This window comes from Geotalea sp. SG265 (assembly GCF_022808985.1).
GTDB lineage: Bacteria > Desulfobacterota > Desulfuromonadia > Geobacterales > Geobacteraceae > Geotalea.
The window spans coordinates 15,018-39,235 of the sequence record NZ_JAKZFT010000004.1; the positions used below are offsets into that span (position 1 = coordinate 15,018).

The 24,218-nt window shown below is 57.1% G+C and carries 21 protein-coding genes; all 21 read right to left on the reverse strand.

The genetic code is table 11. The features are described 5' to 3' along the window. Positions 1–52 precede the first annotated feature (52 nt). Positions 53–358: a BON domain-containing protein gene (locus ML541_RS05915; RefSeq protein WP_243371661.1), complete on the reverse strand. Its 306-nt coding sequence runs from the start codon at positions 356–358 to the stop codon at positions 53–55. Next, positions 355–1,290 carry an MlaD family protein gene (locus ML541_RS05920; RefSeq protein ID WP_243371662.1) on the reverse strand — a complete coding sequence of 312 codons (936 nt, stop codon included), beginning with the start codon at positions 1,288–1,290 and terminating at the stop codon, positions 355–357. Before ML541_RS05920 ends, ML541_RS05915 begins: the two co-directional genes overlap by 4 nt. Further along, positions 1,287–1,892 (reverse strand): paraquat-inducible protein A, encoded by a 606-nt coding sequence (locus ML541_RS05925; RefSeq protein WP_243371663.1) that lies wholly within the window; start codon positions 1,890–1,892, stop codon positions 1,287–1,289. Before ML541_RS05925 ends, ML541_RS05920 begins: the two co-directional genes overlap by 4 nt. Before the next feature lie 461 nt (positions 1,893–2,353). Next, entirely contained in the window at positions 2,354–2,833 is a 480-nt protein-coding gene (locus ML541_RS05930) for a hypothetical protein (RefSeq protein WP_243371664.1), read from the reverse strand. 160 nt (positions 2,834–2,993) lie between these two features. Then, entirely contained in the window at positions 2,994–6,131 is a 3,138-nt protein-coding gene (locus ML541_RS05935; RefSeq protein ID WP_243371665.1) for a CusA/CzcA family heavy metal efflux RND transporter, read from the reverse strand. A gap of 40 nt (positions 6,132–6,171) precedes the next feature. Next, positions 6,172–7,593, reverse strand: a complete 1,422-nt coding sequence (locus tag ML541_RS05940; RefSeq protein WP_243371666.1) for an efflux RND transporter periplasmic adaptor subunit — start codon at positions 7,591–7,593, stop codon at positions 6,172–6,174. Between the two features lie 58 nt (positions 7,594–7,651). Continuing rightward, positions 7,652–8,974, reverse strand: a complete 1,323-nt coding sequence (locus tag ML541_RS05945; RefSeq protein WP_243371668.1) for a TolC family protein — start codon at positions 8,972–8,974, stop codon at positions 7,652–7,654. A 509-nt stretch (positions 8,975–9,483) separates the two neighbouring features. Continuing rightward, on the reverse strand, positions 9,484–9,804 hold the full coding sequence (locus ML541_RS05950; RefSeq protein WP_347710784.1) for a M23 family metallopeptidase: 321 nt from the start codon (positions 9,802–9,804) through the stop codon (positions 9,484–9,486). Next, complete coding sequence (locus tag ML541_RS05955; RefSeq protein ID WP_243371669.1) at positions 9,750–10,046, reverse strand: hypothetical protein; 297 nt, start codon at positions 10,044–10,046, stop codon at positions 9,750–9,752. Before ML541_RS05955 ends, ML541_RS05950 begins: the two co-directional genes overlap by 55 nt. Positions 10,047–10,063: 17 nt before the next feature. Continuing rightward, entirely contained in the window at positions 10,064–10,738 is a 675-nt protein-coding gene (locus ML541_RS05960) for an ABC transporter ATP-binding protein (RefSeq protein WP_243371670.1), read from the reverse strand. A 134-nt stretch (positions 10,739–10,872) separates the two neighbouring features. Next, the gene (locus ML541_RS05965; protein ID WP_243371671.1) at positions 10,873–12,033 is read right to left on the reverse strand and encodes an FtsX-like permease family protein; all 1,161 of its coding nucleotides are present in this window, start codon (positions 12,031–12,033) and stop codon (positions 10,873–10,875) included. A gap of 20 nt (positions 12,034–12,053) precedes the next feature. Then, positions 12,054–12,515, reverse strand: a complete 462-nt coding sequence (locus ML541_RS05970; RefSeq protein WP_243371977.1) for a DUF2318 domain-containing protein — start codon at positions 12,513–12,515, stop codon at positions 12,054–12,056. A gap of 68 nt (positions 12,516–12,583) precedes the next feature. Further along, positions 12,584–12,985: a heavy metal-associated domain-containing protein gene (locus ML541_RS05975; protein ID WP_243371672.1), complete on the reverse strand. Its 402-nt coding sequence runs from the start codon at positions 12,983–12,985 to the stop codon at positions 12,584–12,586. Positions 12,986–13,354: 369 nt separating this feature from the next. Continuing rightward, complete coding sequence (locus ML541_RS05980) at positions 13,355–15,025, reverse strand: AMP-binding protein (RefSeq protein ID WP_243371673.1); 1,671 nt, start codon at positions 15,023–15,025, stop codon at positions 13,355–13,357. 406 nt (positions 15,026–15,431) lie between these two features. After that, positions 15,432–16,427, reverse strand: coding sequence for a histone deacetylase (locus ML541_RS05985; protein ID WP_243371674.1), 996 nt, complete (start codon positions 16,425–16,427; stop codon positions 15,432–15,434). Then, positions 16,414–18,252: a GNAT family N-acetyltransferase gene (locus ML541_RS05990; protein ID WP_243371675.1), complete on the reverse strand. Its 1,839-nt coding sequence runs from the start codon at positions 18,250–18,252 to the stop codon at positions 16,414–16,416. Before ML541_RS05990 ends, ML541_RS05985 begins: the two co-directional genes overlap by 14 nt. A 203-nt stretch (positions 18,253–18,455) precedes the next feature. Then, complete coding sequence (locus tag ML541_RS05995; RefSeq protein ID WP_243371676.1) at positions 18,456–18,779, reverse strand: hypothetical protein; 324 nt, start codon at positions 18,777–18,779, stop codon at positions 18,456–18,458. A 14-nt stretch (positions 18,780–18,793) separates the two neighbouring features. After that, on the reverse strand, positions 18,794–20,140 hold the full coding sequence (locus ML541_RS06000) for a hypothetical protein (RefSeq protein WP_243371677.1): 1,347 nt from the start codon (positions 20,138–20,140) through the stop codon (positions 18,794–18,796). 40 nt (positions 20,141–20,180) lie between these two features. Continuing rightward, a complete protein-coding gene (locus tag ML541_RS06005; RefSeq protein WP_243371678.1) occupies positions 20,181–21,494 on the reverse strand; it encodes an acetyl-CoA hydrolase/transferase C-terminal domain-containing protein in 1,314 nt (437 codons plus the stop codon). A 52-nt stretch (positions 21,495–21,546) separates the two neighbouring features. Further along, positions 21,547–22,689, reverse strand: coding sequence for a cyclohex-1-ene-1-carbonyl-CoA dehydrogenase (locus ML541_RS06010; protein ID WP_243371679.1), 1,143 nt, complete (start codon positions 22,687–22,689; stop codon positions 21,547–21,549). Between the two features lie 265 nt (positions 22,690–22,954). Beyond that, on the reverse strand, positions 22,955–24,097 hold the full coding sequence (locus ML541_RS06015) for a cyclohexane-1-carbonyl-CoA dehydrogenase (protein ID WP_243371680.1): 1,143 nt from the start codon (positions 24,095–24,097) through the stop codon (positions 22,955–22,957). Between the last annotated feature and the right edge of the window lie 121 nt (positions 24,098–24,218).

Below are 24,218 nucleotides of genomic sequence, written 5' to 3' on the forward strand. Positions count from 1 at the left end.
GTTGTCTTGTTTGCCTCTTTCCTGCTCTCGGCGCAAGAATCTCTGATTGGTGCTAGTCCCGCACCTGCAGCTCGTTTTTCAACTCCATGGCCCGCTGGACCCCCTTCGCCACCTGTTCGGCCCGAGAGCGTTCCTCCTCAGACCGTACCGTGCCGGTCAAGGTGATACCATCCCTGGAGGCAGAGACACGAACATGCTTCAACCCTGCATCCTTTAAGGCAGAGTGCACCCGCTGGGCGGTGACCTTGTTGTCCAGGAGATTCCCTTCATGGGGGCCTTGCCGCGATGCGCACCCGCAGAGCAGGAGGACGGCCATTGCTGCCGACAAAACGATCGGCCGAAGAATGAGGTATCTCATTTCATATCCTTTTTGTGTTTTTGTTCGGTGGAGTGGCGATGATGGGAGAGGGGGATCGTGGGAGACCAGGCCAGCCATGACGGATCGGGCTTGTCGTAAAGCCTGAAAAAGGTCCCTCCCGGGGCCTCCCTTTGGAACGAATCGGGCGTGGCAAAGGCGATTCCCCCTGTTACCAGGGTCTGGGCCGAGGCGGCGCTGATATCCATCCCGCTGAGCCCGATGGAAAAGTTGATCCCACCCGCATTCCAGAATTTGCTATTTAGCCGCACCAGGGGCGCATATTCCCTTTGGATATCCAGGGCAATACGCACCGCCTGGGAAGTGGGGCCAAGATCGAAATCCCGCACCTGTCCCACCTGAACACCCCGGTAAAGCACCGGCGAATTTTTTTTGAACGATCCCAGTTTTTCCGCCAGAAGCACGATCCGGTGCGTCGCCCCCTCTCCCTCGGTGACGGTGATGGGGGGACCTGCAAGCCCCTGGAAGATGGTCTGCCGTTTCCCTGCTCCCGGCTCAACAGTGACATAATCGCCGGCAACAATTGTTTGCAGCCCGCGGATCTGCGCCAGCCCCACGCGTGGCTTGACGATCCAGAACCGCGACCCTTCCCGTGCCAGCCCCTCCGCTGAAGAAACCAGGGATATTATGACCTCCACCCGGCTGTGGTCTTTGGTCAGCTTAATCTCCTTGACGCTGCCGATCTGGGCGCCACGGTACTTTACCTGCGATTTCCCCTGCTGGAGCCCGGCGGCATCGTCGAAGTAGATATGCAGTTTTGGGCCACTCCTGATGATTTCGGTATAAATGAACCACCCGGCCAGCAGAGCGGCCCCCAGCGGCACGAGCCAGAACAGGTAGGTTCTCCAGTTCTTGCCGACCCTGGCTTGCGGCAGCTGGTCGGCCCAGGCCCGATCACGATCCGAATCGCTCATGGCTCCTCCCTACCCGCATCCCAGACCAGCCTGGGGTCGAAGGTGACGGTTGCGGAAATAGTCAGGACCACCACCGCCGCAAAAGAAAAGACCCCTGCACCGGGATGGACGGTAGCCACCTCCCCCAGTTCCGCCACGGCGACAAGTATCGCCAGCAGGGTGACCTCGAGCATGTTCCAGGGATCGATGACCTGTATGATCTTGTAGACCCAGGTGCGAAACTTCTGCCAGTGTGGCCATTTCAGCGTGATGCACAGGAAGAGGAGCCCGAGGATTTTCAGGGCCGGTGTGAGAATGCTGGTGGTAAAAACGAGGCTTCCCACAAAGTAGTTCCCCTGTTTGAACAGGCCGGAGATGCCTTGAAAAATGGTGGTTTTCTCCTGCATGCCCCAGTATTCGGTGGTGACGATGGGGAAAAGATTGGCAGGAAAGTAGAGGACGAGCGCGCCCAAGGCAAGGGCAAGGGTACGACTGCGACTGTCCGGCTTCCGCCGGTGAACCACAAAACCGCATCGCACACACGAGACGGAGGCGCCAACAGGAGGAGGTTCCTCTAATCGCTGCAGCAAGCCACAGGTCTGGCAGGTCAGGATTCGTTCCACCAATCGCCCCCGATGAGAACTTACTAAGCAAAAGTATACCAGCTCTTTTGTGTTCAGCAGCCCCTAACGGGCTTTTGCACCATGGGAAGGGACCGAAACTTGTTATTCGCGGATTTTTCAATAGTTATGCACAGGACAGGAGATCTTTTTCTCGGCCCCATAGATTCATTACAAAAAAATAATATTAGAACATGTAAATTCATATTGACACGTATTTTCAGCTAGTTACCACATCTGCCTATCTCTTGTGCAGATTGCAGAAGTGCCTGACTAACCGTATACTTTTTTACCTTTATCCACAGCTGGGGGTTATTTATCCACAACGATTGTGGATGAGGGGGGAAAGTGCATACGCGACCGATGTAACGGTCCCAATGGAAGGATTCGGGAAAAGTGATCCACATAAAAAAGGGGTGGTCGTTCGACCGCCCCTTTTGCCGATCACTCACATGATCGCTTGGTTACTTCACCGTATACCAGAATTTGGAGCTGCGTACCTTGCCGTCTTTGAGCTTGAACTTTGACATGATGCCATATTTCCCTTTTTTCGACAGGTCGAAATCGGCACCAAAATGTCCCTGCATCCCCATGAGGTCCTTGGTCTGCTCGCCTTTGTCCGGCCCCTGGACCTTGACCTTTACTTCCCCTTCAGTCAAGGCCTTGCCGGTCTTGGCGTCCTTGAACTCGACCATGATGTGGTGTGTCTCCTTCATCCCCTTGGGCATTTCCATCTTCATGGCCTTCATGTGCTCTTTCATGCTCAAGACCTTGAAGGTGGCCTTGACCCCATCCACCACCTCCTGGTGGGCCACATCACCCATCTCCATCATGGATCGATCCCCATGACCACTCATGTCGTGGGCCTTGCCATGATCGGCGGCAAACGCCACCGGTGCCGCCAGAGCCATCAGTGCTGCGAATACAACTACCCCTTTTTTCATAGTAATCTCCTTTGCTGCTGTTTTTTTGCTTTTCCTACCGGTTTCGAGATTTGCGTCAGGTCGGCGCACCCGCAGGAAAACCGGCGGAGGCGTAGCAAGGCTACGCCGCACAACAAGTTTTTCGAGGACGCGTCGAGATGGCGTAAAGGTCGGAGCCGTTTTAGTGCTTCATCCCGCTATATTTAAGTGTCCCCTTCCTCAATTCCCGCTTCTTCATCAGGACAAATATCACCGGCGTCATGATCAGCACATGCACCGCCGACGAAATCATCCCGCCGATCATGGGTGCGGCAATGGGTTTCATAACGTCGGCGCCCGTGCCCGACGACCACATTATGGGAATCAGACCTATCAAGGCCACGGCCACGGTCATCAGTTTCGGCCGGAGCCTTAAGACCGCCCCTTCGAAAGTGGCGTCGTAGATGTCCTGTTCGGTAATCGGTCCCTTGATCAGCTTCTTGTCCAGGGCTTCGTGGAGATAGATGACCATCACCACCCCGGTTTCCACGGCTATGCCGTAGAGGGCGATGAAGCCGACCCAGACCGCCACCGACATGTTGTAGCCCAAGGCCGCCACCAGATAGACGCCACCCACCAGGGCGAATGGGACGGAGAGCATAACCATGCTCGCCTCCAGGGCCGAATGGAAAGTAAAATAGAGAAGGATGAAGATGATCAGCATCCCCGCAGGCACCAGCATCTGCAGTCGCGCCTTGGCCCGCACCTGATTTTCCCATTGCCCCGACCAGGCCACATAATAGCCGGGGGGAAGCTTCAGCTGCTTCTCCAGCACCTGCTTGGCCTCATTGACGAAACCACCCATATCGCGGCCCCGGACGTTGAGGAATACCAGGGAACGGAGGAGTCCCCCTTCGCTGTTGATCTCCGGTGCACCTGTGGAGATTTTGAGTTTCGTCACCAGTGACAGGGGTATCTGTGCCCCCTCCATGCCCGAAACGAGGATGCGACGAATGGCTGGGATACTGTCGCGATAGTCACGCAGGTAACGGATGCGGATCGGAAACCGGTTTCTTCCTTCCACTGTCGTAGAGAGCATCTCTCCGCCAAGAGCCGTTTCAATCACATCCTGTATGTCACCAACGTTTACCCCATAACGGGCAGCCGCTTCTCGATCGATGTCGATGTCGATATAGTTTCCGCCGGTGACCCGCTCCGCAACCACGTCGGCAGCGCCGGGAATAGGTTTCAGGATTGCCTCGGCCTGGACTGCCAGGTCTTTCAACACGTTAAGGTCCGAGCCGAAGATCTTCACCCCCAGGTCGGTACGCACCCCGGTGGAAAGCATGTTGATCCGGTTGATGATCGGCTGGGTCCAACCGTTGCGCACCCCGGGAATCTGAAGTTTTGAATCCAGCTCGGCAACGATGTCCGCCTTCTTGATCCCCGGTCGCCACTGGTCCTTCGGCTTGAGAATAATGATGCTCTCGAACATGGAGACCGGTGCCGGGTCGGTGGATGTTTCCGCCCGCCCCACCTTGCCCAGCACATGTTCCACCTCGGGGACGCTCTTGATGATGGCATCCTGCTCCTGGATGATCCGCTTGGCTTCGGTTATGGAGATATTGGGAAGAGTCACCGGCATGTACAGCAACGACCCTTCATCGAGCGGCGGCATGAACTCGGAACCCAGATGTATGAACATTGGGATGGCAATGGCCAGCGCCACTACATTGAGGGCAATGGTAGTCTTTTTCCACTTGAGCACCCAGCGGATCACCGGCGAGTAGAGCCTGATGAAGAAGGACGATACCGGGTTGGCGCTCTCCGGGGGCATCTTGCCCCGCATGAAGAAATACATCAGCACCGGCACCAGGGTGATGGCAATGAAGGCTGAGCCCATCATGGAGAAGGTCTTGGTAAAGGCCAGAGGATGGAACATCTTTCCTTCCTGCCCTTCCAAAAGGAAGACCGGGACGAAGGAGAGGATGATGATGGCCAGGGAAAAGAAGATTGCCCGCCCCACCTGTTTGGCGCTGGTGATGATGACTTCAAGCCGCTTCTCTTTCCGCTCTTCCGGTGGCATCTCCGACAGGTGGCGGTAGCAGTTCTCCACCATGATGACACCGGCATCCACCAGCACGCCGATGGCGATGGCGATCCCCCCCAGGGACATGATGTTGGAGGTGACCCCCATCAGCTTCATGGTGATGAAAGACATGAGCACGGCAATGGGCAGGGTGAGAACGATGACTACAGCGCTCTGGAAATGGAGGAGGAAGATCAGGATAACCAGGGAAACGACGATGGACTCTTCCAGCAATGAGTGCTTTAGGGTGTCGATGGCTCTGGCGATCAGATCGGAGCGATCATATGAAACCATGATCTTCACGCCCGGTGGCAGCCCCTTTTCCAGTTCCTTGATCTTCACCTTGACCCGGTCGATGACATCCTTGGCGTTCTCGCCGTAACGCATGACGACGATGCCCCCAACCGCCTCACCCTGGCCATTCATATCCAGCAGGCCCCGGCGGATTGCGCCCCCCATCTGGACGGTGCCCAGATTTCTTACATAGACGGGGGTCCCCCTCATGTCGGCACCGACAACGATGTTCTCCAGATCCTCCTTGGACTTCACATAGCCACGGCCACGAATGAGGTATTCGGCATCCGCCTGCTCGATGAGTTTCCCACCAACATCCTTGTTGGAAGCCTTGACCGCATCCATGACCTTATTGACCTTGATCCCATAGGCAAATAGCTTGTTGGGGTCCAGATCGATCTGGTATTCCCGGACCAGGCCACCAATGGAGGCGACCTCGGCCACCCCCTGCACCGTGTTCAGCTGGTAGCGGACGAACCAGTCTTGGAGCGTCCGCATCTGCTCTAAGTCATACCCTTTGCCTTCGATGGTGTACCAGAAGACATGGCCGACCCCGGTGCCGTCGGGACCAAGCGTGGGGACAACCCCCGGCGGCAGCAGTGATGCTGCATAATTCAGGCGTTCCAGGACCCGGGTCCTGGCCCAGTAGATGTCGGCCTTGTCCTCGAAGATGACATAGATCATGGAGAAGCCGAAGGCGGAAGAGGCACGTACGGCACGGACCTGGGGCAGCCCCTGGAGGTTGACGGCCAAGGGATAAGTCACCTGATCTTCCACAACCTGTGGCGACCTGCCCGGATAATCGGTAAAAACGATGACTTGGTTGTCGGAAAGATCCGGAATGGCATCTACCGGCGTTTTATAGACTGACCACACCCCCCAGGCGATGATCAGGGCGAAGATCATCAGGATGATGACCCGGTTACGGGCTGAATAATCGATAATTTTCTCTATCATGGCAGCAATCCTCTTGGGAAAAAGTCATTCTCACATAACATCACATCTTCATGTCATCCATACCCATCGGCTTCTTCCCAGGAGCGGCAGGCTGCGCCCCATGCCCTGCATGCCCGCCTGCAGCCGGAGCCTGCCCCGGTGCAGCAGGTTTCTGTTCATTCATCTTCATTCCCGGCATGTTTTCGTGGCCACCGACCCCACCTTTTAACTGCGATTCCGAATCAATGAGGTAACCGCCCGATACCGCCACCTTGTCACCGGGGTTTATCCCGGAGAGAATCTGGATTTTATCATCGGTCTGCTGGCCGACCTGCACATCACGGGGCTCGAACATCCCTGGCGAGCTTTCTACCCACACAACTTTTCTAGTTCCCGTATCAATCACAGCGGTAACCGGCACCACAATGGCCGATCCCAGGGGCACCTTGATCACGGCGTTGACGAACATGTCAGGCTTGAGCTTCATGCCTGGGTTGGGCATCTCCACCCTCGCCTTAACAGTTCTGGTCTTGGGATCGAGGAACGGATAGATGTACGAGACCTTGCCGCTGAAGGCCTTGCCTGGAAAGGACTGGGAGCGTATCTCCACCCTCTGGCCGATGTGGATGTTGGGAAACTCGTTCTCGTAGACCTCCACTTCCACCCAGACCGTGGACAGGTCGGCGATATTGAAAAGGAGCTCGCCCGTATTCACATATTGCCCCTGCTGGACCATCTTCTCGATGACCACGCCGGACAGTGGGGTATAGATGGGAAGACGAATATTCGGCTTCCCGGCCTTTTCCAGTGCAGCAATCTGGCTCTCCTTGACCCCGAAAAGGAGCAGCCGCTGTTTGGCCGATTGCACCAAGCCTTCACCATTTTGAGAAATGGAGGCGATGGGAGATTTCTTCAGCTGGTCGCGGCTCTTCACCGCCAGCAGATATTCCTGCTGCGTTGCCACCAGGTCGGGAGAGTACACTTCGGCAACCGGCCTGTTCTTGCTTACCATGGCGCCAACCGTGTCAACATTGAGTTTGTCGATCCTGCCCCCTATCCATGCCGTGACCTTTGCCTGGCGGGACTGGTCGAACTGCACGATACCGACGGCATTGATCTCCTTGTTCAGGTCTGAGCGTCTCGCCTCGATAGTCGCCACATTGGCCATGACCATCTGGGTTGGAGAAAGAGAAACATGACCAAGCATCTGGGCCTGCTGTTTCTGCTCAGGTGTTTCAGCGCCTCCTCCGGCCGCATTGTCGATCTTCTTGATCAACTCCATGCCGCAGATGGGACAGGTTCCCGGTTTGTCCTTGATGATGAAGGGATGCATGGAACAGGTATAAAGCTGCTTGCCCTGGGCCACCGTTTGTGCGGTAGTTTTAGCAGCAGTTTTTTTCTGCCACAGAAACCATCCCCCCCCCGCAGCTGCAGCAATCAGCACGATTATCAATGGAACAGCAATTTTCTTGTTCAGGCTCATGGTCATACCTCGATAAGAAGAATATTCAAAATGGTCGCAGCATTGGGTCAGTTCATAACTATTTCGCCGTGGATGCGACAGGTTCAGCAGTTTTCAGGGGCAGTTCGCCACCAACCAGCGCCTCCAGCTGGGCAAGCTTCATCATGTACTCAGCCTGAGATTCGTACAGTTCCCGTTCGTAGTTGAACAAGTTGACACGCCCATCCAGCAGGGATAGGAAATCCACCTTGTTCACCCGGTAACTGATGATCGCCGATTCCAGGGATTGTTCCGCCTGGGGTATGATTCCCCCCTTGTATAACTCGACCAGCTTTTGACGGCGCTCCAACTGGGCCAGGATATCGTTTATGGAATAGGTAATGTTATTTCTCAGCCCATTGAGCTCTTCCAGTGACATGTTGGTTTCGGAAGCCGCCTCGGCAACCATGGCCCTTCGGCGTTCACGCTGAAAAGGCAGATTGAAGGTGACTCCCACCGTGAACATGTTGTCCCCAGGATCTTTCGTCATCTCCGTATTGATCGCCTCCCTGAGCATGTATTCAAAGGAGACATTGAAGTCGGGGTAATACTCTTTTTCCGCCAGGCGGCGGGAGGCATCTCCCTTGTTGGCCAGACTGATCAGGCTTTTTATCTGCGGCCTTTTGGCAAAAGCGGTTTCCTTCAGTTGTTCGGCTGACAGAGCTGGTTGTGGCAGCTCGAAGTCCGGGATCGGACCAATGGGAGTAGTTACGGGCCGGTAGAGCAGGCTGTTGAGATTGGCTTCAAGGCTCTTGCGCTGCTGTTTGAGGGTAATCTGCATGTCCAGCATCTTGGATTTTTCCAGGCCAGCCTTGTAGATATCCTGTTGCCCCCCTTGACCTACGGAATACTTGGACTCGGCAATGGTGATGAAGTCGTCCATGATCTGCAGGTTCTTGTCGATGATCTGCAGAAACCTGTCCACGGCATAGATCTGGTAATAGGTCTCTTTCACCATCCGGGCCAGCTCCAGTTTCCGCTCATCGATGGTCCATTTGTAGGAATCTGCTTCATACTGGGCCAATTCCTGCTTAATGGCACGTTTGCCCCAGAAAGGAAGTTGCTGGGACACACCGATAACCTTGGCAGTCATGGTATCCTTGTCGAAAGAGAGGGGGTACTTTGCCACCATGTTCTGGAGTTTGAACATGAACATTGGATCTTCCAGGGCCGATGCCTGCTTGATGCGATTGGAATACATCTGCCAGCGGGCCTGGGAAGATTTGAGTTCAGGATTGTTATCAAGGGCGGTAGAGACAAGACGGGAGAGATCTTCAGCCGGCGGCTTACCCCCTTCTGCCCATGCCACGGTTGGGGAAACAGCCAATAGAACCAGTAAAGCAAACGTGTATAGTCTTTTCATGGAAACTCCCAGACATAAATTCAATGCAGTTGCAATTACACAGGTTGTGCCAACTTATATGTCGTTGAAATTACTAAGATAGTTCCTAAGGGTGGCGTCTTGATATGGAGAATATTCTCCACAGCTCATGAATTTTCATCATCTCGTCCATTACAGGTACCTATCGGAAAATTCCACTCGAAATTTAAATCCATCTCCAGATGTTCAAGGCCGGTGCTCGTTAAATCTGTCAGGCAGTCGCCAATGGTAATGGTATCGCTAATTCTCATGATGAGAAGGTACGATTCTTACCCTTTGGCTCTCTTTTTGGAATTCCACCCGTTACTCACACGCCCGCAATGTCAACAGCCAAGGGGCAGATAATAAAGTTCAATAGGAAAAATGGTGAAAATATGGAAGGTGAACAGGTTTTCAGGTAGTGGAACTGAGGCAAAGGAGTAACTATAATGACAGGATGCAGCGCTCCTTTTGTATTCATTTCGGCATCTATCGGGGATGCCTCGGGCCAACTAACCACCTTCTCCATTTGTCGCCCTGATTTTTCTCAAAATCGAGTTGACCGATTCGTCCATCTGCTGTTCAAGGCTGGATCGCCGGTCTGTATTGATGGCGACCAGCGGCACAGTTGCAGCTACGTCCCCTTCGGCCTCCTCAATTATCGGCCGCCCGCTCGCTATCCGCTCAAAGTGGACATGGGGACCAGTGGATCTGCCGGAATTACCTGAAAAGGCCACCACCATACCCTGTTCAACCATGTCGCCCGCTTTTACACGTATCAGCGAATTATGGCCGTATAAGGTGCGGTCTCCATTTGCATGTTCAACCACCACGGTCGAACCGTATCCGCTGCGTTTCCCTGCAAAAAGACCCGCCCTTTGCGAATGGCGTGAACAGGGGTACCCGTCGGCACGGCGATATCTATCCCGCGATGCAGAACTAGCTTGCCGCTGCCGAAGGGATCAAGCCGCAGTCCGACACCGGAAGTGATGACACCGGCCTCAACCGGCAGGTTCATTTCTGCCAGCGCTGGGAGAGGGGTTAACAGCAAGGTTATGAAGAATATCAGTTTCATCTTTGGTGGAGTGAGCCTTAAGCCGAACCGACAACCATGCCGTCCTTCAAGCTTATGGTTCTGTCTGAATAGGCCCCGTTTTCAGGGTTGTGGGTTACCATCACCACCGTCTGCCCGGCAGCGTTCAGCTCCCGGAAAAGTGCCATGACTTCTTCACTGGTCTTCGAATCCAGGTTTCCGGTCGGCTCGTCAGCAAGAAGAATGTGGGGATTATTGACAATGGCCCTGGCAATGGCCACCCGTTCCTGCTCACCGCCGGAGAGTTGGTTCGGGAGTCTGCCGATCTTGCTTCCCAGCCCGACTTTCTCCAGGGCTTCCCGTGCCGCCGCTTTCTTGGCATTGGTGCTCATCTTTACGATGGCCAGGGGCAGCATGACGTTCTCTGCAGCGGTCAGATACGGAATCAGGTGAAATGATTGGAAGACGAAGCCGAGATTCTTTGCCCGGAAATCGGCCAGCTTCTCACCGGGAAGGTCATAAAGACGTACGCCGGCCATGGCAACATCTCCGGAAGTGGGATGGTTCATCCCCCCGAGGACGGAAAGCAGGGTGCTCTTGCCGGAACCCGACTGTCCCATGATGGTGATGAATTCACCGGCTTCGATGCTGATATCCACCCCCCGCAGGGCTTCCACCTTATCCTCGCCGCTGGTGTAATGCTTTTTCACGCTGGTCATTTCTATAAGTGCCATGTGCTTTTTTCTCCACCTTCCATGTTTGCAGGCGTAACCCCTCCCGGCCTCCCCTCAATCTAAGGGGAGGAGCGTCGGTTCCCCCTCTTAAGTTAAGAGGATCCACAGGGCCTAAAGGAGGCAGGGAGAGTTACTCATAAAGCTCTCAATGCCTCAGTCGGATCCATCTTACTGGCATGCAGCGCAGGATAAAGGCTTGCCACAAGACCCAGTATCACTGCCAAGCCGATTGAGCCGACAGCTACAGTTGCATCCCACACCAGGTGTGCATTCTTGGTTTCAGCCATGAATGGAAGTGCCAGTTTAGCTCCTCCCATGCCTGCTGCATATCCCAATACCCCGGCCAGTAAGCTGACCAGGGCCGCTTCCAGCAAGATAATGCGCATAATATGGCTCTTGCGGAAGCCAATCGCCCTGAAGACGCCGATCTCCGTGGTGCGCTCGTTGACGCTCCCCATCATGGTGACGAAGACGATCAGCGAACCGATAAAAACGACCACCCCGGCCATGGCATAGGAGAAGCGCTTGAACTGGTCCAAGGCCTTGAGCCGCCCTTCCACCACCTGCTGGATTGCCGACACCTTCGCTTCGGGCAGCTTTTCGGCAATCTGGGTCACCATGTCACCGATGGGACAGCCGGAACAAAGGGCCGCCACCTCTGCCAGGGTGATCTTCCCTTCCTTGCCGAGAATCTTCTGGGCCATCGGCAGGGATGCGAAGACGAGAGCGTCGTCCTGGGAGCCGGTCTGATCCAGGACGCCGGCGACCGTAAAGCTCTCCCCCTTGATCCGGATGCTTTCGCCGGAGCTCACATTAAGCACCTTGGAAGCATCGCTTCCCAGCAGCACCTCATTATCCGCCTTGGGTGCGTCGCCAAAGATCTGCCACCACTGCTTCATTTTCAATTCGCTGGCGAAGTCTACCCCGACCAGCAGGACATCGTGACTGCCGACCTTGACTCCTCCCAACACCTTGGGGGCAATGGCGGAGATATTCTTGCTGTTCCGGATGGTCCTGATCTTTGCCAGGTCCTCTTCCCGTATCTCCCGCTGATCGAAGGTGACCCCTCCCAGGCTGATGCCGCCGTAATTCATGGACAGGCCGTTACTCTGGGGAGTAACCAGGATGTTGGCACCGAATTCATCCATCTTCCGCTCGATGTCGCTGGACATGGAGCGGGTCAGGGTGACGAGGGTGACGATGGTGGCGATTCCCACCATCAGGCCGATGGTGAGAAAAGCCATTTTCGTCTTACGTCGCTTCAGGTTGTTGATGGAAATGGTATGGAGTTTCATATTCCTTCCCGCTTAACTTGCTAAAAGTATTTTGCGCCGCTCTGCAGGTCTCCCGATTTGATAATTACGCTGCCTCCCTGAATGGTGCTGGGGAGGTAGGATGGATTGCAGCCCCCCACCGCGTGTGGACCTATCTTGGCAATGGCGAAGCGCTGATTGCAGTTCTTGCAGACCATGAAGTCCCCCTTCTGCTCATAGCCCTTCTTCGCCTTGTAACAGACGTCACAGCTGTCGAAGGCGGTATGCAGAGCACCGTCGGCACCCTTGACGATAAAGAACCCTATATCCTTGCCGCCTTCCTTGATGCGGTAGAAATGGGCCTCGCCGTCGGAAACCTTGGCCACCGGAATGGAGACCACCCCGTTGACCGCCTTGACCTTCTCCACCTTGGAAAAGCCCGGGATGTTCAGGGCGAAGACCGTCGCCACCCCCACCAGAATCAATAACCCCGTAAAAATGCCCAGACGCAGACCTGTACCCATAGTGTTCGTGCCGTGATTCACCGCTGTCTCCTCCTCATCCCGTTTTTATTGAAGTGCCGCAAGGACTGCTAACTGCCGCAGCCCCCCTTGCAGCCCCCTTTTTTCGAGCCTTTCGCTCCGAAATCCCGTCCTGTTACTTTTTTAAAGTCGGCAATGGTCATCTTTTCCATCAGCCAGCTCCTGAAGCCGGCGCCGTTAACTGCCGCCGCAAAAGTCTCGGGCTTGGCGGATGCCGAACGATAGCCGACCAGCACCCACCCGCCTGCCACGTCAACTTCGACACCGACCGTGCCAGGCAGACGGAGAAGGGCATTCTCGATCTTGCCGGCGCAACTCCCGCAGGTCATGCCCATGGTTTTCAGCACGGCCACTTCCTCGGGGGGTTGCTTGATCTTGACCTGGAAGGCGAGGTAGACCATCAGGGCGACCACGGCGACAACCAGAAGAATATTAATGATACGTTTTTTCATATGCCTTTACCTGTCATTGGTTACAGCGACCTGTAGTTGCTTTCCATCGGTATCAGCAATAAGCTTGCCAGCTGCTCTCACGGGTTACAAGACATTGAAAACAAAGATATTTGTGAGAAAGAGGAGGTGCTTTCGTCCCAGGAATTAGAGAATATCGTGCACCCCTGTTGAATATTCCGCACCCAAATTTCCGGGGAAGGCAGTCGTGGCATCGGGAGAGGGCGACGAGCTGCAGCGGCGAGCGGACACCCGCCGCACGTGGAACAGAGACAACGGATCTACCGGATGAACAAAAAAGGGCCGGCACCCCACGCTGTATAAGCAGGGATGCCGGCCCTTAGAGACAGACTTCTGGAGCAGATAAACTGGCTATACCTTCTCGAACAACCCCGCCAGGGCATCCTCCTGCACCTGGACCTTCGCCTTGTAGTGGAGCAGTTTTCCCGTAGCGGTCATGGGGAGGGTGTCCACAAACCGGTAGTATCTGGGCCGCTTGTAATTGGCCAGCATGGGATGTTGCAGGCAGAATTCGTCCAGCCCCTTGGCGGTTAATGACCCGTCGGACTTTATCACGTAGGCGACCACCATCTGCCCCCATTTGGGGTCGGGCATCCCCACCACCAAGCTGTTGATCACCTGGGGATGCTCGTTGAGAACCGCTTCTACCTGGACCGGATGAATGTTTTCGCCGCCGGAGATGAACATGTCGTCTTTCCTGCCGACGACGGTCATGAACTCCTCCTCGTTCCAGGTGCAGAGGTCGCCGATGTAGAGCCAGCCCTTGTAATACTTCGCCTTGGCATCCTCCGGACGGTTGACGTAGGTAAACGAGCACTTGCCCGCCGCCCGGACGATCACCTCCCCCACCTCGTTGCCGTCCTTCGCCACGTGGTCGTCCGGTTCCGCCAGCCGGTCCGGGTATACTTTTACCACCGCCATGTCGTCGTCGGTGCAGGACCGTCCTGCCGATCCGGCCATCTCCGGCAGGTCGTAGGGGCGCAGGAAGGTATTCCAGAAGGCTTCCGTGCTGCCATAGCCGTTGAAGATGTTGGGAGTGAGCACCTCCTGAAACCTGATGCAGGCCGCCCGCTCCAGGGGAGCTCCCATGGTGACGATTCCCTTCAATCGGCTCAGGTCCCGGCGTTTTTTCTGCTGCTCGTCGGCCAGTGCCGACAGTGTGACCGGGGCGCCGATAAGGAAGCTGAGGCCGTGCTCCTCGGTAAGATTCACCACCGTTGCCGCGTCGAAGTGGCGCAGGGGCACCAGTTCCCCCCCCACGTAAAGGGTGGGATTGGGCCCCCCGGCATAGAGCCCTCCCCGGTGAAACCAGGGGGTCATGTTCAGGGTCTTGTCCCTGGGGGAGAGGGGAAAATGCATTATGACGTCGTGGGCGCTGAAGATCTCGTTGATGTTGTTCAGGGGCACCCCCTTGGGGCGTCCCGTCGTGCCCGAGGTGTAGAGGCGTGTCACCTCGTCGTAGATATGGGTGGGACGGGGAATGTCCGGATTGGTATGGGGTTGGTCGCGCACGTAGTCCTCGAAGGAGACGGCACCGGCAAAGGGTTTGGCTGTGCCGAAGGTATCGACCATGACCACCGTTTTCGGCTTATGCTGTGCCGTGTTGAGCGCCTTTTCCGCCGCCTCCCCATCGGCTCCGTCATAGAAAAAGACTTTGGGCTTGCTGTCGTCGATGATTGTCGCGGTCTCACCGTAGGAGAGGCGAAAGTTGATCGGACAGTTGATGGCGCCGATCTTCTGGGGAGCCAGGTAGATGAAGACCCATTCAGCACAGTTGTACAACTGGTACATGACGATGTCGGCCTTGCCGACGCCATCTTTTATAAGGGCATGAGCCAGGCGGTTGCAGTCCTCGTTGAGCGCCCGGTAGGTCCACTGGCGATTGCGCAGGTAACATGTCAGCGCGGTGCGGTCGGCATAGCGGTGGGTATTCCTGAGAAAGCCGTTGAGATAGGTGAAGTCGTTTTCAAAGGTGTCGCGGAACATGGAAATATCGTAGGTATAGTGTCTGTCATCCAGCATGTAATTTCTCCTTTTCAGTGGCAGAGGGGCTGCATGAACGCCTCCAATTTATATAACACTTTTTTACTACATTGAGTGTGCCAATTTTATTTATTCTATCACCAGTTGCAATAATTTGATTTTAAAGACTTTTCTGGAGAGATATTATCCGATACCATGTATTACAAATCACATGTTGTAGCCGCCCAGAGACGATTCACCCTTGTCCCGCCACCAGCGGTCCTCCTCGGGTGTAGCCAACGGAAGACATGTTCCCCAATGGCTACATTGCCGGGCGGAGCCGATGCTGCAAACCTCAATGGAGGGATTTGAGAGGCCGGCGGAAGGCGATGCTCAATTAGTTTTGGAAGAAGGAGGCTGCCGCGATGGTAAAGCTGAAAAAGAAAAGAAAGGTTGAGAATCAGGATCAGCAGGCGAAAGAATTGGCCCTGGTGGCGAGGATGGTGATGATTTCCGGCACCAGCCGTTCAAGGACTGCGGTGGAATAGCCCCCCTCCAGGAAGAAACCGGCTTTCCCTCCGCAGTAGTCCCGCGCCGTTTCCTGGATGAGGCGCACCGCCTGGAGAAAGTGCCGGTCTTCCACGTTCATCACCCCGAAAGGGTCCTGGCAATGGGCATCGAAGCCGGCCCCTACCAAAACGTAGTCCGGCTGGATCTTGCGGACCGCCTGGCGCAGGTTGTCGCTAAACTGGCGCAGCCATTCGTCCCCCGACGTCTCCAGGGGAAGAGTGATGTTGCAGGTGAAACCCGCCCCCGGCCCCTGACCGGTTTCATGGACATAACCGGAATGGGGGTAGATATGATCGGGGGTGCCATGGAGGGAGTAGTAAAAGACCGTGGGGTCGTTGTAGTAGATGTAATCGATGCCGTTGCCGTGATGGACATCGAAATCCACCACGAGAAAATTCGCAGCCGGGTGCCGTTTCCTGATGGTCTCAATGGCCAGGGCGATATGGTTGACGAAGCAGAACCCCTCGGCGCTCCTTCTGCCAGCATGGTGTCCCGGCGGACGGACCAGGGCAAAGCCGGCGCCGTTCTCCAGCAGAGTCTCCCCCAGGGCCAGGGCGCAACCAGCGGCGGCAAGCACAGCCCGGAAGGTATCGGGGCAGATATGATTGTCGGGGGTCATGAAAAGGGAGTCCTTCTGTCGGCAGGCTGCCTCCAGGTCCAGCAGGTACTTCTCTTCATGAACCAGTTGCAGCTGCGCCAAGGTAGCCGGAGGTGGAACCTGAAAGGACACGGGAAGGGAGTCGGGCAAGGCGGCACATCCCCGCAGAATACTCTCCAGGCGGGCGGGAGTTTCCGGGTGGCCTTCCCCCACTCGGTGCAGGAGGCAGTCGGGATGTGAAAAGAGCGCGAAGCGCCCCTCTCCCGAGGGAAATCGCTTCTCAAGGCTCCGCATGATCCTCCAGGGTAAGCAGGTAGCGCAGCTCAGAGGGGTCTTCCGCAGGGGCCGCCGTGAAATAGAACTTTTCGAATACTCGCCGCATGGGGGGGTTGTCGGCACGGACGTTACCGATCAGCACCTTCAGCTTTCTGCTGCGGGCGATCTGGATGAGCTTCTCCAGGAGCAGGCTGGCAAATCCCTTGTCTCGCATGGATTCATGAACGACGAAGGCCGCTTCCGCCTCTTCTCCCCCGTCCAGTACGTAGTAGCGCCCCACGGCCAGGATCACCTCCCGGGGGCCCTGGCGCTCCACGATGCACAACGCCATGTCCCTGCTCAGGTCAGTATTCACCAGGCGGTAAGCCTTGGCCGTACCCATTTTCTTCGGTTCGTTCCGGTAGCGCTGGAAGAGGGTCGCCTTGTCGTGGGAATAGAAAAAGGTCTGCAAGCGCCGCTGGTCCGAAGGGCGCAGGGGGCGCAGGAAGTAGTCCTCCCCCTTCACAGCCAGCCTGATGACCTCCGTCTCCCCCAGTTCCTTGACCGGTGCCGGTGTATCCCGTTGATAGGCGGGGACTTTGTAGGATTTCAGCATGTCGTCCAGGAGCTGGTCCCGGAACTTGGGATGGGCGATCTGGATCAGTTCCATGACCCGCTCGCGGATGCTGCGGCCGCGCAGGGTGGCGATCCCGTATTCGGTCACCACGTAATGCACGTCCCCCCTGGTGGCGCCAACACCCGCGCCGGGGCTGACCACCGGGACGATACGTGAAATGGTTCCATTCTGCGCCGTGGAAGGCATGGCGATGATGGGGCGCCCGCCGGGGCTCATGCCCGCACCGCGGATGAAGTCCACCTGACCGCCAAGTCCGCTGTAGAACTGCCCTGCCACCGAATCGGAGACGATCTGCCCGGTAAGATCAACCTGGGTGGCGCTGGTGATGGAGACCATCTTGCGGTTCTGGGCGATGACCGAAGGGTTGTTCACATAGGCGGTGCCGTGAAATTCCACGTGGGGATTGTTGTCCACGAAGTCGTAGACCTCCTGGCTGCCGAAACAGAAGGAAGCGACGGTTTTCCCCTCGTGCAGCCCCTTGAACCGGTTGGTGATGTTGCCGTTCTTGTACAGGTTCAAGAGCCCGTCGCTGAACATTTCCGTGTGGACCCCCAGGTCGTTGTAGCCGGTCAATCGGCGCAGCACCGCATCGGGGATCTTGCCGATCCCCGCCTGAAGGGTGGAGCCGTCCTCGATGAGGAGGGAGACATACTTGCCGATCTGCAGGGTCACCTCGTCCATCTCGAAGGCGGGCACCTGGGGGAGGGGCTGGGAAACTCGCATGAATGCCGCGATCTCGTCCTGATGCAGATAGCATTGGCCGAAGGTGCGCGGCATTTGGTCGTTGATCTGGGCGATGATGTATTTGGCCGATTTGGCCGCCGCCAGGACGATGTCCACGGCGACCCCGAGGGAGCAATAGCCTTGGGCGTCGGGGGGAGTGACCTGGATGAGGGCTACATCCACGGGAAGCACATCTTCCGTGAAAAGCGCCGGAATTTCCGAGAGGAAACAGGGGGTGTAGTCGGCCCGGCCGGATCGCACGGCGTCCCTGGTTCCCTGGTCGAGAAAGAAGGTATTGACCCGCAGGCTGTGCTCGTATTTTGGATCGGTCCAGGGGGTCTCGCCGATGGTGAGCAGGTAGACCAGCTCCAGGTCCATGAAGTACCTGGCCGACTCCAGGAAATGTTCGATGAGCGTATGGGGACAGGAGGCTCCGGAGCCGAGGAAGATGCGATAACCGTTTTTGATGAATCTGGTCCAGGAACTGGCGGTGATTTCTTCCATGGCTCCCCCTCATTCTTTCCTTGCCGCATTGCCTTGCTGACTGGACAGTAATCGACAAAGGGTACGGATGTAAAGGGAATTTAACTGTACAACCAGGATCCTGCCAATGGGGTGAGCCGCCTTGATCAGTTACCCCCGGAAGCCGCAATGGGCCTGGGTGGGCGAATTTGATCAGGTTGAGCGCCCCTTGCCGTAAAATCTCTTCAGCGGAACTGGTTTTCCCGGTAGACCTCCCGGGGATCACGATCCGGAAGAGGCCGGGAAACCGGGGAAGGCGCCGGTTCGGCGTCCTCCCCTACCCCCCCTGCCACGGCATCGTAGCCCTTCTTCAACAGCTGCCCCCCCAGGGGCACCCCGTGATCGACCGATTCCCGCGGCACCCAGATCTTTTCAGGCGCGCCGGGATAGAGGGTCAGTGTGGGGTTGTTGATCTCCACGTATCCCCCGCGATCGGCGACCGCCCGGTTTTCGGCGCATCCGGCAGCAATCAGCAAGAGAAACAGCACTGCAACGCGGTAACCTGTCATGTAATCCCCCCAGGCTAGAAAAAGTAAATCAGCGAAAAACGGAAGACATTGGCGTGCCCCAGGTCGGAAGTGCCGGCGGTGACATTGCCATAGCGGGTGCTCACGTACTGGTATTCCGTGGCAACCCTGACGGCGGCGTTCAGGTCGTAGGCAACGTTGGCATAGGCCTGGGAGCTGGATCTCTGGAAGTCCTTGATGCCGCTCTTCACGTAGCTGGCCTGGTTCCGCGCCCCGCGCATGCCGTAGCCGGCGGTAAAGCCCAGGTTCTGGAGGGGATAGAAGATGGCCTGGCCGAAATACCCGTACCCTTTGGCGCCGGTCTTGTCCCCCGCCGGTCCCACCAGAGGACTGACCGTGGCATAGTTGAAGGCCATGTTGGCGGCCGTATAGGCCTGCCCCTCGAAGGAGGCGGTCATCTTTCTGCTTTTGCCGTCGGCGGACTTCAGGAGCGGAACGAAGGTGTAGAAACCGTAGCCCCAGGAGTCCACCGTATGGGCATTGCCCGCCACCTCCTGATTCCCGTACAGGCCGAAGAGACCGGCGGTGAACGAATTCATGGGCAGCCCCCAGAAACCAGGGGCGACCCCCAGGGCCTTGCTGACGAACATGGCCTGTCCGGCAATATTGGGCTTGGCCCCCCAGGTCTCACCGGGGGTGCCGTTGGCCGTATTGCTGTTCTGAATGGGGTTCTGCAGGGCGGCGATCAACTTCAGGGAGTTCCGGTCGTCCAGGTTCACCTTCCGGGTCACCCGCAACTGGGGGACGCGCGGCGTAGTGGGATTGCCCGCCGTCTGGCCGTGGCCGAAGTCGAGAGTCGAGGCAGCCGCCGGGGCAAAGAGGTCCCAGGACTGGCCGAAGAGCAGCTGAGTATCGGCCCAGTCGAGGGAGCCGTAGGCGAGCCGAATCCGCATGTTTGCCGATTCGGCGCTGCTCCCCCCCGAGCCGAAGAAATCGGTTTCGATGAGGGCGCCGGTCTTGGCCCCCAGGAGAGGCGGACCGTCGGCCTTGAACCAGAGACGGCTCTGGCGGGCGCTGAACAGGGATTGGTCCTGTTTGCCTGCAACAGAACTGGATTTGGGTATGCCATTCGGCTGCAAAGTGGCAACCGTGCCGATGGTGTTGGCCGAACCCAGATTGACCGAGTTGTAGATGTAGTCCAGCTTGACGAAGCCGCCAATGGACAACTTGAATTTGCTGCTGACCGGGGAGGCCATCTTGCCGTAAATGCCGGGGCTCACCTCGCAGGCCGGATCGAAGTCGCAATTGTAGGTAGTCTGGGGCACATCCCGGGGAATTTCCTGGGCCGCCGCCGAAACTGCCAGCATCACTGCGGCCATGGTATACATAAAGAGTCTGCGCATCTGTATCGCCTCCTGTGTCATGCCTCAAAAGGTTCATGATTTAAATTCTGTTCATGCTGCGCGCCGCTTCCGTCAGTTCCCGGCGAAAGTCGGGATGGGCGACGCTGATGAGATTAAGCGCCCGTTGCCGGGCAGTCTGCCCCCTGAGCTTCGCCACCCCGAATTCGGTGACCACGTAGTCCACGTCATTCTTGCCGGTCGTCACCGACGCCCCCGGCTTGAGGGTCGGCACAATCCGCGAGATGGTGCCGTTTTTAGCGGTGGAAGCAGTGGTGATGAAGCCTTTGCCCCCATGGGAGATATTAGCCCCACGGGCAAAATCTGCCTGGCCGCCGGTACCGCTCCACTGCAGATGGCCGAAGGATTCGGAACAGCACTGGCCGAGCAGGTCCACCTCCAGGGTCGCGTTGATGGAAACCACCTTGTCGTTCTTGCCGATGTTGTGGGGGTAGTTCACATAGTCCACCGGGTGCATTTCGATGGTGGGATTTTCGTCCATGAACTCGTAGAGGCGTCGCGTCCCCAGGGCAAAGGTCGCCACCGACTTGCCCCGGTGGGTCTGCTTGCGGGAGTTGTTGACCGCGCCCGCCAGGATGAGATCGACCATGCCGTCGGAGAGGAGCTCCGTATGGATTCCCAGATCCTTCTTGTGCAAGAGCGCCTTGCAGACCGAATTGGGGATGCCGCCCCAGCCAAGCTGCAAACACGATCCGTCCTCCACCAGTTCGGCTATGTAGCCCCCTATGGCCTCCTCCACCGGTGAGATGGGGGGAATGGTCAGTTCCTCCAGGGGCTCCGCGCACTCGATGATGTGGTCCACCTCGGAAATGTGGATATGGCAATTGCCATGTGTCCGCGGCGCCTGGGGGTTCACCTGCACCACCACCTTCTTCGCCTTCTTGACCGCCTCCATGGTATAGGCCACCGACAGGCTGCAGGTGAAGTAACCGTGCTCATCCATGGGGGATACCACCGTCCCGGCCAAGTCGATAGGCCAGTATTCCCGCAGCAACCTGGGGACCTCGTGAAAATAATTGGGTATAAAATCGGCCCACCCCTTCTGCACCGCCTCCCGGGAAACATGGCTGGTGAACCAGGCGTTGACCCGGATGTGCGGGGACGAGTCTTCAGTGAAATAGTCGGGACAGAGGTGGTGCTGCTGATTGACGATTACCCCATCCAGTTCGTGTTTGCGTGCCGCCAGCGCCCTGACGAGGAGCGTCGGCTCGCCGACACTGATGGGAAAGCAGAGTGCGTCTCCAGATTTGACAACGGATGCAGCTTCTTCCGGAGAGCATAATTTCTGCCGATATTCCAGTTCATAGCCGCTTTTGGCATTTTTTACGCTGTCCATAGCGATGACTCCTTTGATGAATTGTGTCGGCAATGAACGCCCTGTAGGCCCCCTACTGGAGCAATAAGGCCCTGCCGGTAACCATGCGGGTGATCTGGTTGGTGCCTGTGTAGATCTGGGTCAGCTTGGCGTCGCGCATCATTCGCTCCACGTTGTTCTCTTTCATGTAGCCGGAGCCCCCCAACACCTGGACCGCATCGGTGGTCACCTGCATGGCAGTGTCGCTGGCAAAGGTTTTCGCCATCCCCCCATAGATAACGGCGCTTTTATCGTGTTCGTCCACCAGCTGGGCGGCCTTCCTGGTCAAGAGCCGCGATGCCTCCACGGCAGTGGCCATGTCGGCGATCATGAACTGGATGGGGGTCAGGTGGGCTATGGTCTGGCCGAACTGGACCCGCTCCCGGGCATGGTTCATGGCGATCTCCAGGGCTCCCTGGGCAATACCCACCGCCTGGGCGGCGCAGAATATCCGGTTCACGGAGAGGGTCTGCATGAGGTTGGCGAAGCCGGTCCCCTCTTCACCGATCAGGTTCTCGGCGGGAACTTCCATGTTCTCGAAAAAGAGCTCAGAGTTAATGGAGCCGCGCATCCCCATCTTGACCTCATCGCGGCCATAGATGAGGCCTGGTGTCCCCCGTTCCACGACAAAGGCGCTGATCCCCTTGGCCCCCTTAGAGGGGTCGGTATAGGCGTAAACGACAGTGACGTCGGCGACGGAGCCGTTGGTGATGAAGCATTTCTGGCCGTTAATGACGTACTTGTCCCCCTTACGCTCGGCGCGGGTCTTCATGTTCAAAAGGTCGGAGCCGGCGTTCGGCTCGGTGGCGCCGAGGGCGGTGAGCAGCTTGGATTCACCACTGAATCTGGGGAGGAATTTTTCTTTCAGTGCCGGACTGCCGCCATGGATGATGGGGAGCATGCCGTCGAACTGGCCGATGAGAAGCAGCGCCGTTGAGGCGCAGACGCGGGCGATCTCCTCCAGCACCAGGACGACGGTGGATATACCCATCTCGGTGCCGCCGTATGCGACAGGCAGCAGCGGATTCAAGAGCCCCAACTGGGCAAAAAGGTCCCGGGCATGTTCGGGGAAAAGGGATTTCTCGTCGAGCTCCTGGGCTCTGGGCGCCAGTTCGCGGTTGGCCACGTCGCGCACCATTTCTACGGTTAATCGCTGTTCTTCGGTCAGGTGTTTCATTGGTCGTCTCCTTATTTCAGTATTCGGATATTTCCGGGAAGGCAGTCGTGGCATCGGGAGAGAGCGACGAGCTACAGCGGCGAGCGGACACCCGCCGCACGTGGAACGGAGGCAATTCGCCAGTTCGAGCATCGTCACCATTACGCGGGCGGCACCGCAAGGTCCGCAGCTGTGGCGACAGAGCGAACGGACGATGTCGCGACTGCCTTTTTTCCATCAAGTTCCCGGATGAACCTTATTTTTCTCTGCTGTCCGCCTATTCTTTTCAGACAGCCTCTTTCAGTATTTCCCTGGCGATGACCAGCCGCTGGATCTGATTCGCCCCTTCGAATATCTGGGTGAGCTTGGCATCCCGGAACATCCGCTCCACCGGATAGTCCTGCATATAGCCATAGCCGCCGAAGACCTGGATGGCGTCGGTTGTGATCTTCATGGCTGCGTCGGAGGCAAAAAGCTTGGCCATGGAAGCGAGCTTGGTGTTGCGCTGCCCCTGGTCATAGAGGGCGGCCGACCGGTAAACCAGACCACGGGCAGCCTCTATGGCCGTGGCGCTGTCGGCGATGATCTGCTGAATCATCTGGTGCTCGCAGAGGGCCTGGCCGAAGGTCTTTCTTTCCCTGGCATGGCGGAGCATCTGGTCGAAGGCCCCTTCGGCGATGCCCAGTGCCTGGGCGCCTATGGCGGGCCGGGACATGTCGAAGTCCTTCATGGCCAGGTGAAAGCCCTTGTTTTCCTCGCCCAGCAGGTTCCCCACAGGGACCCGCACCTCATCCAGGTACATCTCCGAGGTCTTGGAACCACGCTGCCCGAGTTTCTTCTCGATCTTGCCCACGCTAAAGCCCGGAGTGTCCCGCTCCACCAGGAAAAAGGTCAGGCCATTGCGCCCGTTCTCGGAGGTGCGGGCAAGAACCGTATAGAAGGAGGCGACGGGGCCGTTGGTGGAGAAGCATTTGGTGCCGGAAATGACATAGTGGTTGCCGTCCCTCACGGCAGTGGTGCGGATATTTCCCACGTCGGACCCGGCCCCGGGCTCGGAAACGAGGTAGGCGGCCAGTTCACGCTCGGCAACGATCCGCGGAAGCACCCGGCCAAGGAGCTCTTTGCTGCCGCCATGGAGCAAGGGATAGCTCCCCACGGCCTGGATGATCAACAGCAGTGCCGACGAGGCGCAATGGCGGGCGATTTCCTCCACTGCCGTACAAAGGAGCGTCCCCTGGCTCTGCTCCGCCCCCCCATGTTCCGGGGGAAAGACCAGGGTCATCAGTCCCAGGTCCCAAAGCAGGGTCGCCACTTCTGGGTTGAGCTCCCCGGTGGCGTCGATAGTTGCGGCCAGGGGAGCTATCCGCTCCCGCGCCGCCTGACGGATGGTATCCGCGGCAATGCGAATCTCTTCGTTATGGGTAAACATTCTTGTTCCTCCTGGGTGCATCGGAAATGTCTTCTTTATAACGCTTTTTTATTACACTGAACGTGCCAACTTATTCAGCAGCGAATATATTTTATAACATACCGTAATTTAAAGCTATTTT